This window comes from Neoalteromonas facilis (assembly GCF_002807665.1).
GTDB lineage: Bacteria > Pseudomonadota > Gammaproteobacteria > Enterobacterales > Alteromonadaceae > Alteromonas_E > Alteromonas_E facilis.
The window spans coordinates 410,108-424,476 of record NZ_PEAY01000003.1 but is presented as its reverse complement, the minus strand read 5'-3'; the positions used below and the strand labels follow the sequence as shown (position 1 = coordinate 424,476).

Sequence of the window (14,369 nt, the reverse complement as noted above, 5' to 3'; positions counted from 1 at the left end):
ACTTGTCGTTGTGCAAGCTCTGGCATCTTTGATACTTATGATTTGAGTAACGACAATCCTGTTGCGTCCATTAACTGATGCTGCTTGATAAGCTGTTTGGCAGCCTCAATATCCGGCGCAAAATAACGGTCTTTGTCATAAAACGTCACTTCATTTCTAAGCAGTGCCATCAATGACTGTAAGCTATCACTGGTTAAGAGTGGCTTGCGGAAATCTAAGCCCTGACACGCAGCCAACCACTCGATGGCCAAGATCCCCGCAACGTTATCAAAAATGTCACGTAAACGGCGCCCAGCAAAGGTAGCCATAGAAACGTGGTCTTCTTGGTTCGCCGATGTTGGCAATGAATCAATAGATGCGGGGTGTGCCAACGTTTTGTTTTCACTTGCTAAAGCAGCGCAGGTTACTTGTGCGATCATAAAACCGGAATTAACCCCACCATTTTCGACTAAGAATGGTGGTAACCCGCTCAAATGAGTGTCGATCATCAATGACATACGACGCTCAGACAATGAACCGATCTCAGATATTGCGATGGCAAGCATATCCGCTGCCATTGCAACCGTCTCGGCATGGAAGTTACCGCCTGACAGGATATCGCCACTGTCAGCAAACACAAGAGGGTTATCGCTTACGCCATTGGCCTCAGTGACAAGTACCTGCTGCGCAAAACGCATTTGTTGCAAGCTTGCGCCCATCACTTGTGGCTGGCATCGCAATGAGTATGGATCTTGTACTTTTTCACACCCTTTGTGGGAGTCCCCAATCGTTGAGGTCGCTAACAATTCTCGGAAAGCTGCCGCTACGTCTGACTGTGTTTGGTGACCTCGAACCGCATGAATACGATCATCGAACGGTACGCGAGAGCCCAATACTGCATCAACCGTCAATGCGCCGATACCGATAGAGCTGTATAGCGCGTTTTCAGCGTAAAAGAGTCCCTGCAAAGCAAAAGCAGTTGACGCTTGAGTACCATTAAGTAACGCTAAACCTTCTTTAGGTGCCAAGGTAATAGGCTCAAGCCCTGCAATTTCCAGCGCTTTTGTCGCTGAAATCCGCTGTCCTTGATGGAATGCCTCGCCTTCTCCTAACAATACCGCACTCATATGTGCCAATGGCGCTAAATCACCGCTGGCGCCAACTGAGCCTTTCTCAGGGATCGCAGGATACACCTGAGCATTGTATAAGCTGATTAACGCTTCAATTACCGACAAACGAATGCCCGAATAACCACGCGCCAATGAATTGATTTTCAATAACATCAATAAGCGAACCGTATCTTCACTCATGAAATCACCGATACCTGCTGCGTGAGAGAGCACAATACTGCGTTGCAACAGCTCTAACTCAGAAACATCAATACGTGTGTTCGCCAATAAGCCAAACCCTGTATTAATGCCATAAACCGTGCGACCTTCTTTGATCACATCCAATACCGTTTGCTCGGCTGCATTAATGCCCTCTTTAGCCTCATCAGCCAAACTCAATGGCACATGTTGGCGATGGACTGCACGCAGATCTTCTAGCGTTAACGTGCCCGGATATAAAATTAACGCATTCATTATTTGTCCGCTCCATCTAGCATAGGCAAATCTAAGTTGTGTTCACGCGCACACTGTTTCGCAATGTCATAACCTGCATCAGCGTGACGCATAACGCCCGTAGCAGGATCGTTGTGCAATACGCGGGCAATACGCGCATCAGCCTCTTCACTGCCGTCACACAAAATGACAACACCGGAATGTTGGCTAAATCCCATACCTACGCCACCGCCATGATGCAAACTGACCCACGTTGCGCCACCAGCTGTGTTGAGTAATGCATTCAATAGTGGCCAATCTGATACCGCATCAGAGCCGTCCAACATGGATTCTGTTTCACGGTTTGGCGACGCTACCGAGCCTGAATCAAGATGATCGCGTCCAATAACCACCGGTGCACTCAATTCTCCATCACGCACCATTTGGTTAAATGCGAGGCCCAATTTTTGGCGCTCGCCTAAGCCAACCCAACAAATGCGTGCAGGTAACCCCTGGAATTGGATCCGCTCTTTGGCCATATCCAACCAATTGTGTAAGTGCGGGTTATCAGGGATCAGCTCTTTCACTTTAGCGTCAGTCTTATAAATATCTTCAGGATCGCCTGACAATGCAGCCCAGCGGAAGGGACCAATCCCTTGACAGAACAACGGACGGATATACGCTGGCACAAAACCAGGGAAGTCAAACGCGTTAGCAACGCCTTCCTCAAGCGCCATTTGGCGAATATTGTTGCCGTAATCTAAAGTGGCCGCGCCAGCGGTTTGTAATCCCAGCATCGCTTTGACCTGCACTGCCATAGATTGCTTCGCTGCTTTAACTACCGCTGCCTCATCACGCGCACGCATCTCTGCAGCTTGCTGCATCGTCCAACCCTGTGGCAAGTAACCATTGAGCGGATCATGCGCACTGGTTTGGTCGGTCACCACATCTGGGATGATGCCTCGGCTTAACAATTCAGGGAAGACGTCAGCAGCATTCGCCAACAGGCCGATGGAAACTGGGGTTCCTTCAGCTTTCGCCGCATTTATCATCCCCATTGCTTCATCAATCGATTTTGCTTTCTTATCCAGATAGCCCGTCTTAATGCGAAAATCAATACGGCTTTCGTCCACTTCAACTGCCAACATAGAAAAACCAGCCATCGTTGCGGCGAGAGGCTGTGCGCCGCCCATGCCACCTAAGCCACCGGTGAGTATCCAACGCCCCTTGGCAATACCTTCAAAATGCGTCTTTGCTACGCTGACAAAAGTTTCATATGTACCCTGCACAATGCCTTGCGAGCCGATGTAGATCCACGAGCCTGCCGTCATCTGGCCGTACATCATCAATCCTTTTTTATCGAGTTCATTGAAATGTTCCCAATTTGCCCAATGTGGAACAAGGTTGGAATTCGCAATTAATACGCGCGGTGCATTTGAGTGGGTAGGAAATACACCAACGGGTTTGCCCGATTGAACTAATAGCGTTTCATCATCATTCAGACGCGTCAGCACCTCGACAATTTTGTCAAATGATGCCCAATCCCTTGCAGCTCTGCCGATACCACCGTAAACCACCAGATTTTGAGGGTGTTCAGCAACTTCAGGATCTAAGTTGTTCATTAGCATGCGCAATGGCGCTTCAGTTTGCCAACTTTTCGCAGTTAATTTGTTGCCACGCGGTGCGCGGATCTCTCGTGTCGGATCAAAACGCTTCATGTTCTCTCCAATGTAGGGTTAGTTGTGGCTTGAAAGTCCAAATGACCTCCCAAGCGATATCGATGGCCGGGGTGATAAAGCACAGCATGGCTAACCACGCCCCGCGCAGAAAAAGTTCGTCGCGCAATTTTCAAGCACGGATCAGACGGACGGATTTTTAAGGCTTCCGCAATCTGCAGGGTAGGTAACGTCGCTTCAACGCTGTTGTCAGCTTGGGTGAGCGGTGCCACCTGACTCAAATAATGGTTGGCGGTTTGTTTGGAAAAGTCTTGTGACAGGTAGTCAGGTGCCCAAGCAGGATTCACCCACCGCGCTTCGTACTGCACCGGCATATTGTTTTCGCTGTGCACCACGATGCTGTGATAGACCGCATCGCCCGTACGTACATCCAGCCAAACTGCAATATTTTCATCGGCAGGTATGGCCTCTAAGCGCACGATGTGATTGGAATATTGATGACCACGCTGTTGAATTTCATCGCGGATACTGCGGATCTCAAGCATCGAGCTCATGGGTCTATGATCAGAAACAAAAGTGCCCAATCCCTGACTGCGCATCAATATACCTTCGTCAACCATCTCGCTCAGTGCGCGACGTGCAGTCATACGACTGACGCTATGCTGCAATGCCAACTGGTTTTCTGACGGCACCTGATCTCCAGGGCGCATGTCGCCATTCTCTATAGCTGTGATCAGCAAAGACTTTATTTGTACATAGCGTGGCTGCATAAGCGTTTGCGTGTGTCGTCTATTTTAGTTGTGTGCATACTACTTGTATATACAAGTATACACAAGTACACTGACAACATTCTGTTTACGCCTTAATAACACTATGCCTTGCACTTATGACACGCTGATCACCAACGTTAAAATCGCCTCCATGCAGCATAATGGAGAGCCTTATGGTCGACTATCCGAAACAACGGTTGCAATAAAAGATGGCAAAATAGCTGCACTGTTTGACAGCAATAGCTCCGACATTGACGCCATAGAAACTATTGATGGAAAAGGTCAATGGCTATTACCTGGCTTTGTCGATTGCCATACCCATCTCGTGTATGGCGGCGATCGTGCCGGCGAGTTTGAAATGCGTTTGCAAGGCGTAAGTTATAAACAAATTGCTGAACAAGGTGGCGGCATTAAAAGCACAGTAAAAGCAACGCGCGCAGCAAACGAGCAGGTATTACTAGCCAGTGCGCTGAAGCGCGCAAAACGCTTAGCAGAAGAAGGCGTCACTACAATTGAAGTAAAGTCAGGTTACGGCCTAGACGAAGAAACAGAATGTCGCATGTTAGCGGTGGCCAAACAGTTAGAATCACATTTACCGCTGAGTATTGTGACGACCTATCTCGGCGCTCATGCTTTACCCCCAGAGTTTCAGAATGATGCCGATGGATATATTGACTACATTTGCACTCACGTATTGCCCAAAGTAGCGCAGGAAAACGCGGCAAATGCAGTGGATGTATTTTGTGAATCTATTGGTTTTGATCTTGAGCAAACTGAACGCGTATTCAAGGCAGCGCAACAGCATGGGTTAGCCGTTAAGGCGCATGTTGAACAGCTCAGCGACATGAAAGGAGCAGTATTGGCCGCAAAATACAATGCGTTATCGGTTGACCATATTGAGTATCTTTCGCCAAATGATATACAGCATCTAGCCCACAGTGGCAGCGTTGCCGTGCTATTACCCGGCGCATTTTACTACTTGAATGAAACCCAAAAGCCTCCCGTTGAAGCCTTACGTCAGCATAGTATTCCAATGGCTGTTGCCACCGACTTAAACCCTGGTAGCTCCCCTATTGCTTCATTATTAACGGTGATGAATATGGCCTGTGTGCTGTTCGGCTTAACGCCAGAAGAATCTGTGCGTGGTGCAACTGTTCATGCTGCTAAAGCGCTGGGCCTGAATGATCGTGGCGTTATCGATATCGAGATGCAAGCCGACTTAACCCTGTGGGATATTGATACACCTGCAGAGTTGGTCTATACGATTAATGGGCATCGTCCAACGCACATATGGCAACGAGGTAAACATGTTTAACTGGCAAGGTCGTGTAGACACTGAAGATGGTGAACGTGGCCAACGCTGGCACCAAAAAGTAACGATGGATGGCAACCAGCAGGAACGCTATAGCGTTGCACTCGTTGGGCTTGCATGTGACCTTGGGGTTGCTGCAAACAAAGGACGAACAGGCGCGGCTCAAGGGCCTGATGCGATCCGAGCCGGCATGGCTAACTTACCCTGGCATTGGCAAGCAAACCTTGTTGATTACGCAAACACTGTTGCCGAGCGAGATTTAGAGGATGCTCAACTGGCATATGCACAGGTTATTGCGAATGCCATAAACATACATGATCTTGTTATTGGCTTAGGCGGCGGTCACGAAATTGCCTGGGGCAGCTATCTTGGACTAGAGCGCACGCTTGATAAGTCTGCCCAATCCCGGGTGGGAATCATTAACTTTGATGCCCACTTTGATTTACGTCGCCCCGCCCCACACACGAGTTCTGGCACCCCTTTTAGGCAAATTGCTGAACACCGGCTAGCACAAGGACTTGCGTTTGATTACGCTTGTTTAGGCGTATCCAAGGCAGCTAATACCCCTGCATTGTTTGACTTTGCTGATACATCTGGCACGCGCTACTTACTTGACACCGATTGTGAAATTGACGCCGCCAAAGCGTTATTGTTGCCGATGTTAGAACAGGTTGATCAACTCTATGTCACCATTTGTTTAGATGCCTTTTCCTCGTCTGTTGCTCCCGGTGTTAGTGCGCCCAGTGCGTTAGGCATTGAAGTGTCTTTCGTGATCAAACTATTACGCTGGCTCGCCATTCAACAAAAAGCCTTGGGCTATCGCTGGCAACTGTGTGATATTGCTGAAATGAATCCATCGTTAGACGTCGATGGGCGTACCGCCAAATTGGCAGCTCGCCTTGGATTTGAGATAGTCGACAGTCACCTCAGCCGTTGATGTGTAACGTTTAACGACGCCGCGGTCGCAACAAACGTTTTCTCGCCCAACTGACAACTAATACCATGCCTGTTACCGTGAAAAACAACGCGGTAACAGCACTGGCGATCAGCAGCGGATTATTGAAATCGTCACGGGTTTCATAATCCATAATGTGCAGCATCCAAAAGATATCAAACAAACGCCACAAGTCGCTGCGCACTTTTAATACTTCTCCTGTCACAGGATGTATGTAAAACGACGTATGGATCCAGTCATTAAAATCGACTCTGTAGGCAGGTGCATTCACGCCTGCGGCTTCTGCAGGAATTGACTGCAATAGTTGGATTTGCTCAATTGCGCCGTCTCCTGCATATCGCGCCTGAGCTTCCTGTTCAACAACCGTTGGCGCTAATACTTCTGCGCTATGCCAAGAGCCTTGTGAAAAAACCAGAAATTGCGCTTTACCCGAAAAGTCAGTTACTTTGAGAAGTGTTTGGTCAACGCCATGTACCCACGCCATCGATGCATAATCGGCTATGGAGATGCTTTGTTCTAAGCTCTTTGCTTGATGTGATGGTACCGATAAAGGCTGAGACACCTCATTGAGCAATGGTTTACCGTGCACCCAGGGCAATGGAACGGCGCTCATATACAACCCGCCCGCAATCCATAACAGGACTTGAATACCAATGATAAGCCCAATCCACTGATGCCATGTCCGCCAGATACGCATTTTTCACCCTAAACTGAGTTATTTTGATGATTCGCTAACAACCTTAACCTGTCTGGAGAATAAAGAAAATACACGACTTGCCGATGATTAGCATTGCAACCGTGTCGAAATGTTCTATAACCAATACAAGACTTTTCGACGCTACGCCCGTCATATAAACCCAATTTTCAGGATGTTACGGCATGCTTTCTAGTACCAGTTCTATCAAAGCTCAAATGATGTTGTATTTTATTGGCACCGTTACGGCGCTTGCCGTTGTCTACGGCGCGTTATCGATATCAAGTTTGACGTCATTGTCTGAGCAGCAAGTGGAACTGAATGAAGCAAGGCTAAAGGATTCTGTTGTGGCATCGATGAAGGATGCCGGTCATCTAGCATCCAATAAGGTCACTGAACTCGTAACGGAAAGCTTTGTACCGGCCATAAGCTTGGCCAATACGCTTGCATCAACAGCACATCCGAATGCTTCTTTGGACCGCGAAATGGTTATGACCATTACAGCGGCGGCGCTTGAGTCAAGTAACACCATCAGTGCAATGTACTCACAATTTGAACCCAACGGTTACGACAACAAAGACAATCAATGGCGCAACAACACCCGTCATTCAACACCAACCGGTACGCTTGAAATCTATTATGTCAAAGAAAGCGGCAAGGCGGTGCTATACCCTGTTGACGATCCACAAGAGAAATATCTGTCTGAGCAAGATGAAAATGGGATACGTGAGGCAGAATGGTATCTGTGCAGCCGCGATACCCGAGCAAACTGTGCACTTGATCCATACCTGTATGAAATCGAACCTGGCAACGAAGAGCTGATGACCACGCTTTCGGCACCGATATTGGTCAATGGTCAGTTTCGTGGGATCGTAGGTGTGGACATCAACCTCCCTATCGTACAGCAATGGGTAGAGGAACAGGCAGCACAGCTATTCAATGGTAATTCACATATCACCCTCGTAAGTCAACGCAACTTAATTATCGCATCCACACAGTTTAAGTCAGATTTGACCCAATCCATTAGCTCTGTCAGTCAGTCAATGAATAAATTGTTAGCTGAACGCAGTGATTTTTTTCAATTGGACAACGAATGGGTGGTTAAAGTACCCGTGAATATCCGACAGGCAGACACGACGTGGACATTGTTAGTCAGTGTGCCCAAAAACGTTGCCCTCGCAACAGTTAACGAAATGAAAAGCAATGCAGAAGACAATCTGTACAGCACAACGATTAAATTAGTCACCTTCTCAATTTTGTCATTAGCTGCAGGGTTTGCCGTTGCATTCTGGCTAACCAAGTCTATATCCAGTCCCATCCGACGCGTGTCTGAATCAATTGCAGAACTGGCCGACCGAGAGGGTGATCTCACGCAAGTGGTCGAAATCCGCAAGCACAAAGAGCTCATCACTCTCGCAGATGGTTTTAATCGTTTCATGAAGAAGCTAGCTGAAATGATCAGCGTATCAAAACAAAATGTGACTGAGCTATCAGGACAATTCGAAGGGCTTCATCAGATCTCAAATGAGGTAGAGAAGGACACTCAATCGCAACAGTACGAATTAGACAATGTCGCAACGGCGGTTACCCAAATGGCAGCGGCAGCCAGCGAAGTGGCGAGAATTGCGGCGACAACCGCGAGCGGTAGTGGCCACGCGGCGAATTTATTGCAAGAAACCCAAGCGATTCTGCAAGATAGCGTTGAACGCGTGACCGAATTAGCCAAAGCCATCAACACCTCATCAGAGCAAGTGAGCCAAGTGGCTAATCGCAGTGCTGATATCACCAGTATCGTCGTCACTATTCAAGGCATCGCAGAACAAACCAACTTACTCGCACTAAATGCTGCTATCGAGGCTGCTCGAGCTGGTGAGCAAGGCAGGGGATTCGCTGTTGTCGCTGATGAGGTTCGTAACCTTGCGGCGCGCACTCAATCCTCTACACAAGAGATTTCATCCCTGATTGAAAACTTACAATCAGATGTTACCACTGCCGTGACAATGTTAGAGCAAACGCATGGTTCAGTCTCGGGCACGGTCGAGAAGACTACGGGTAGTTTCACCCGCCTCACGGAAACGCTGGAAAGTGTAAATGAAATTAGCCACGGGTCCGAACAGGTTGCCAGTGCGGCGCAAGAACAAAGCCTAGTGTCGGAAGATATCAATAAACGCTTGGTGTTAGTCAGTGATAGTAGTAAACAGCTAGCGGACTTGGGGAATCAACTTAAAGACAAAAGCTTACAATCAAAATCATTGATTGGCACCATAACAGAACAATTAAGCCGCTTAAAAGTTTAACGCTTAATCATCGCTTGATACTGAGTCAGGTGCAGTAAAGCTTTTAACCGTAGGAATTTTAAGAGTCCTAATCACCTGGACCGCAGGAAAGCTGGTGTAGATTCGATTCAGGCCTGTCGTACGTTGAAGGAAAACGATTAATTCGCTGTTGTACACTCAAGATTTAAATATCAATTTTAACGTTTATCAAATCAATTCCATTTACCTATCGCTCGATGTTTACCTTGTGATTTAGCCGTATACAGCGCTTCATCGGCTCTGGCTAATAAAGCGGGTTTACTGTCATTCTCAATACACATGGCAAAGCCAATACTGGCTGTTACAGGCAATTCTAAAGCAAAATCATGCTCATCAATGATAGCAATTATCTTGTCGGCAAATTGTTGGGCACTGGAACGCGTTGGCTTCTCAGCAATGATAATAAACTCCTCGCCGCCCCATCGACCAAATAGATCGGAATCGCGAATATGCTTATCAATGGCTTGTGCAAATTCGACCAATATTCGGTCTCCTTCCAAATGACCAAAGGTATCGTTAATCACTTTAAAATCATCTATGTCGATCAAAAAAACGGCGAATGCGGTGTTTTGCCTTTGAAACCTGTTCAATTCGATCTGCAAAAAATCTTCGATACGGTATCGATTCCATACCCCCGTTAGTGGATCATGCTGGTACAGGCTTTCTAGCGTTTTTTGTTGCTGTTGTAACTGCAATGTCAACGCTTGCTTTTGATGCACAACTAACGCTATGCCAATGATTACACATGAAAGGATGCCAACAAATAATTGTAATGCCAGTAATGGTGGCATCAGCTCGGTGCTTGCAAAGGGGCCTAAATTTCTTTCGGTCGCGATCACAGCAATACCCGCAACAACGACTTGCACGATGTATACTGCCCGTTGCCCGGTGTTAAGCGTTAGTGCGAATGCTACAGGCGTTAAAACGACCACCGTCATGACCGCCCACAGAGGGAATTCAACTAACTTAAACACCAGCGCCGTGAAGAGCGAAAAGGTCACGATGGAAAAAAGCGTCGACAAGTAAAACTTATAAACACTGGATAACGGTTTAAAAAATAAAGACAGTACTAGCGGAGTTAGCAGCAACACACCAACACCGTCACCTACCCACCAATTCATTAACGCATTGACGTAATCTGAAGCTTGAATAAACGAAAATAAATAGAGCCCTGTAATACCAAATAATGCACTAACTAGCGCACCGATAACGGCACCAAACAGTCCAAATGCGATTAAATGACTTAACGAATTAAACGGAAGCTTATCATCGGTAAAGCGTCGAATCATAATCGCAGCGCTCACAATGGCCAGTACGTCACCAATGCCATTAAGCGTTGCAGCCCCAATCGCTGAGAACGCATTTTCGAGGGTAAAGTAGGCTGAAATATTACCTACAAACGCGCCTAGAAAAACACCAAAGGCAACCCTATTACCAAGCAGAAGCGCAAACGCTAGCATAACCCCCGATGGGATCCATACAGGCGTTACATTGCCCGGTTCGATGGCAAAATGCTGGCTTAACATAGCGCCTAAAACATAACTAAACGCTACCACTATGGTTAGCGGCACTATCGAAATATGCGTAAAAGAAAATGTATTTTCTGAGTTCAATCTATGCCGTTCCCTGTTGTACTACTCGGCTGTCGACAACCACAAACTGACGTTACTTTAAGCGTAGCACAGGAAATTAAAAGAGCAGGAAATTTGTATAGTTTACGCGTGTTTAGCACAGACAATAACGGCTTTATCAGTCGGCAGTAGTTCCGTCAGCCATCATAAATACTTTTCAATTTTATCATCTGAGATATAGAAGTATCGCAACAAGTCATTTAAGGTGAAGTGTGACTTGCTGGTGTAACCTGCTGGCGTGACCTGCTGGTGTAACCTGCTCTAGAGATCCTGAATCTATTTATAGCAGTCATTTTCTAAAACCTAAATCGCACTAATTAAGTCTATTTAACGCATCAATTAGGAGAAATAGATGGGCCTAGAAACATCAAAATATCGCCGTGACATGGGGACGCTTGGTGTTCTTTTTATTGTGGTCAATGGACTTATTGGCGCAGGTATTTTTGGATTGCCTGAGGCACTCCATGCCGCAGTGGGCACGTTTTCCCCCTGGCTGCTGCTAATTGGTGGCATATTGGTGATGGCAATCGTCATTTGCTTTGCTGAACTCACAAAACTGACCGAACGTTCCGGTGGCCCACAACGCTACGTCGGTGATGCTTTTGGTGATTATCCAGGGTTTGTTGTGGGGTGGACGTTTTTCGCTGCGCGTTTGATTAGCCAAGGTGCAAATGTATTAGTGCTAGTGGCTTATGCTGCAGCGTTGTGGCCCGTTGTGGGGCAAGGGGCTCCCAAAATAGCACTTATCGTCGCAGTATTAGGTGGTATCACATTTATCAACGTGATTGGTATCAAACGCGTTGTTGCCGTATTGGGAGCCATGACCTTGTTAAAGCTACTCCCTCTACTGGTGCTCATGTTCGTTGGCATAGGTGCAGTGTCGAGTCAGGGGCCAGTTGCGCTACCGGAATTTACCGCTGTCGAAGGGATCGCCTTAGCGGCACTGTATGCCTTTGTTGGTTTTGAAAATGCGACCATACCCGCCGGCGAAACCAAAGATCCAAAACACTCCATGCCACGCGCCCTACTACTCGGCATAGCAGTAGTCACTATGATTTATTTCGGCCTGCAGTGGGCCTATAGCCATAGCGTAGTTGCAGGAACATCACCATCTGCACCGCTAACATCTCTCGCGGGTGAATATGGCGGCGATGTTGGTGCTATGCTCATTGCTGCAACCATAGTAATCAGCGTTCTAGCCAACCTCACCGCAGGGCATACGTCGGCAAGCCGAATGCCACCGGCACTCGCTGACGATGGATTGTTGCCTGATTGGTTCGGTAAAGTGTCTCGCTGGGGCACGCCCGCGAACTCAATCGTTTTTTATGGTGTTGGAGCCGTTATTTTCTCGTTGTGGGATAACTTTTTAGCCCTTGCTGCTGTCAGTACCTTAGCGCGCATATTGGCATATGTTGGTTCGATTATAGCTTTACCTAAACTGCGAAAACGTGCAGGAATGCCAGCCATTACCCTCCCTCTCCTATTTGCGGCCCCCATTGCGCTAACATTAAGCGTATGGGCAGCCACGCAAACTAACAGCACGCAATGGCAAGCGCTCGGTGGGTTTGCGTTAGTGGGAAGCCTGTTATTTTTTGCTGCTCGCAGAAAAAGAAGTAATGATTAATTTCATTGTTTAGCAGCCTTTTTTAGCGGTTGTACTACGCTAGTAGTAACAAAAACAGGTTTCTACTCTCTACACGCGGTGAAAAAGCAAAAAACGCAACTTAAGACGTACTTCATCATATTGGTCGTCGTTTTCCTCTCGGAAGCGGTTGTGATGTCTTTGTTGTCGTTCTTTACCTTTAGCAGCAGCCTATTTGAAGCTTTTTTAGACTCAGCATTACTCACACTGATTGTTGCCCCTATTATTTATCATTTTCTGATAAACCGTTTGGTCAGTTCCAACAGAGCATTAGTCGATGAACTTGCGCAACAAGTCGAAAGTCTGAATGTCGCAGCCCTAGTCTCTGAGACAGACAAAAATGGTGTTATTACCTATGTGAACGATAAATTCTGTGAGCTATCGGGCTATTCCGAAAAAGAGCTGATCGGTAAAACGCACCAACTGATCAATTCACGCAAGCACCCCGTAGAATTCTTTCAAAACATGTGGCAAACCATATTGTCTGGCGGAGTTTGGCGAGGAGAGGTATGTAATCGCCAAAAGAATGGAGAATTATATTGGGTTGAATCTACCGTCTTTCCCAAATATGACGCAAAAGGTGAAATCGTGGGGTTTGTGTCAATTCGCCTAGACGTTACCGAACAAAAAGATACAAAGCTTCAATTAAAAGAGGCTCTGGCAAAATCTGAGGCTCTGGCGAAGGCTAAGTCTCAATTTCTAGCCACCATGTCGCATGAAATTAGAACTCCCATGAATGGCATCATCGCGATGTCCGAGTTACTGGGGAAAACAAACCTGACGCCAGAGCAAAATTCAATGTTGTCGACCATTAGAGCCAGCGGCAACAACCTTCTCGTGATTATTAATGACGTTCTTGATTTCTCAAAAATTGAAGCGGGAAAGCTAGCATTAGATCTTCATGAGTTTTCTCTCGAGGTTTTAATCAACGACTTACTGTTTCTGTTTTCTTCTCAAGCATCGCAAAAAAATATCGATATTCAAAAACACCTATCATCGGCGATACACGATAACTTCGTGGGAGACTCAACACGGCTTATTCAGATCCTGTCAAATTTTATGTCCAATGCTATCAAGTTTACAGAACCTAATGGCAAGGTAACTTTCACGTTGCTATCAAACGAGATTGAGGAAACCAAGAGTGAATTAACATTTACGATAAAAGATAATGGAATTGGTATACCACAAGAGCAACAGGAGAATTTGTTTACTGAATTTACCCAAGCCGACAGTTCAATATCGAGAAAATACGGTGGTACAGGGTTAGGTTTGGCCATTTGCGCCAGATTAGCGACGCTAATGGATGCATCAATAGACATCAAAAGCGAACTGAATGTAGGTACTGAAATATCGTTAACTCTCACGTTAAACAAAGCTGAGCATACGCCATTACAACAAGATACTTCCCTAGCCGATGATGTTGAAGACGCGCATTGTGCCGAAATGTATCCGCACCGCATTCTCGTAGCCGAAGACAGCCTTATCAATCAAGAGATTGCGATTCTTATGTTCCAAACGTTGGGTTATGAATGTGACGTAGTGATTAATGGCAAAGAGATGATTGACGCGTGTACAGGCGAGCAGGGCTGCCCGTACAGTATTATATTTACTGATATTATGATGCCTGAGGTAGACGGCATAGAGGCGACCATTGCGTTAAAAGCGGCACTCGGTGAATCATGCCCGCCTATCATTGCAATGACCGCAAATGTATTGCCAGAAGATCAGGAAAAGTACCGCCAAGTCGGTATGGTTGATTTTGTCCCCAAGCCCATGCAATTGCAGAAAATCAAACTAACTTTGATGCAACACGGACGCACTGTTTAGTGATTTAAACGTCGATTCAGTTTAATG

General features: G+C 46.7%; 10 protein-coding genes. 5 read left to right on the top strand and 5 right to left on the bottom strand.

Annotation, left to right across the window (positions count from 1 at the left end; genetic code table 11):
* Positions 1–35: 35 nt before the first annotated feature.
* Genes hutH through hutC form a run of 3 tightly spaced genes read right to left on the bottom strand, consistent with a single transcriptional unit; the run spans position 36 to position 3,966 of the window.
* Positions 36–1,562 (bottom strand): histidine ammonia-lyase, encoded by a 1,527-nt coding sequence (hutH, locus tag CSH93_RS10265; RefSeq protein WP_100643145.1) that lies wholly within the window; start codon positions 1,560–1,562, stop codon positions 36–38.
* On the bottom strand, positions 1,562–3,238 hold the full coding sequence (gene hutU / locus CSH93_RS10260; RefSeq protein ID WP_100643144.1) for a urocanate hydratase: 1,677 nt from the start codon (positions 3,236–3,238) through the stop codon (positions 1,562–1,564). The genes hutH and hutU overlap by 1 nt, the downstream gene beginning before the upstream one ends.
* Entirely contained in the window at positions 3,235–3,966 is a 732-nt protein-coding gene (hutC, locus tag CSH93_RS10255; protein ID WP_100643143.1) for a histidine utilization repressor, read from the bottom strand. Before hutC ends, hutU begins: the two co-directional genes overlap by 4 nt.
* Before the next feature lie 103 nt (positions 3,967–4,069).
* On the opposite strand from hutC, the gene hutI reads away from it, so the two are divergent.
* Positions 4,070–5,281 (top strand): imidazolonepropionase, encoded by a 1,212-nt coding sequence (hutI, locus tag CSH93_RS10250; protein ID WP_100643142.1) that lies wholly within the window; start codon positions 4,070–4,072, stop codon positions 5,279–5,281.
* A complete protein-coding gene (gene hutG, locus CSH93_RS10245) occupies positions 5,274–6,215 on the top strand; it encodes a formimidoylglutamase (RefSeq protein ID WP_205663277.1) in 942 nt (313 codons plus the stop codon). Before hutI ends, hutG begins: the two co-directional genes overlap by 8 nt.
* 10 nt (positions 6,216–6,225) lie before the next feature.
* Here hutG and CSH93_RS10240 read toward each other — a convergent pair whose 3' ends face one another.
* On the bottom strand, positions 6,226–6,930 hold the full coding sequence (locus CSH93_RS10240) for a PepSY domain-containing protein (RefSeq protein ID WP_100643140.1): 705 nt from the start codon (positions 6,928–6,930) through the stop codon (positions 6,226–6,228).
* A gap of 182 nt (positions 6,931–7,112) precedes the next feature.
* Between CSH93_RS10240 and CSH93_RS10235 the strand changes: the two genes are divergently transcribed.
* Positions 7,113–9,224 (top strand): methyl-accepting chemotaxis protein, encoded by a 2,112-nt coding sequence (locus CSH93_RS10235; RefSeq protein WP_100643139.1) that lies wholly within the window; start codon positions 7,113–7,115, stop codon positions 9,222–9,224.
* A gap of 191 nt (positions 9,225–9,415) precedes the next feature.
* On the opposite strand, the gene CSH93_RS10230 is transcribed toward CSH93_RS10235, so the two are convergent.
* The gene (locus CSH93_RS10230; RefSeq protein ID WP_100643138.1) at positions 9,416–10,855 is read right to left on the bottom strand and encodes a sensor domain-containing diguanylate cyclase; all 1,440 of its coding nucleotides are present in this window, start codon (positions 10,853–10,855) and stop codon (positions 9,416–9,418) included.
* Positions 10,856–11,225: 370 nt separating this feature from the next.
* Between CSH93_RS10230 and CSH93_RS10225 the strand changes: the two genes are divergently transcribed.
* A complete protein-coding gene (locus CSH93_RS10225) occupies positions 11,226–12,497 on the top strand; it encodes an APC family permease (protein ID WP_240615569.1) in 1,272 nt (423 codons plus the stop codon).
* A gap of 78 nt (positions 12,498–12,575) precedes the next feature.
* Positions 12,576–14,342 (top strand): PAS domain-containing hybrid sensor histidine kinase/response regulator, encoded by a 1,767-nt coding sequence (locus CSH93_RS10220; protein ID WP_124748964.1) that lies wholly within the window; start codon positions 12,576–12,578, stop codon positions 14,340–14,342.
* Positions 14,343–14,369 lie beyond the last annotated feature (27 nt).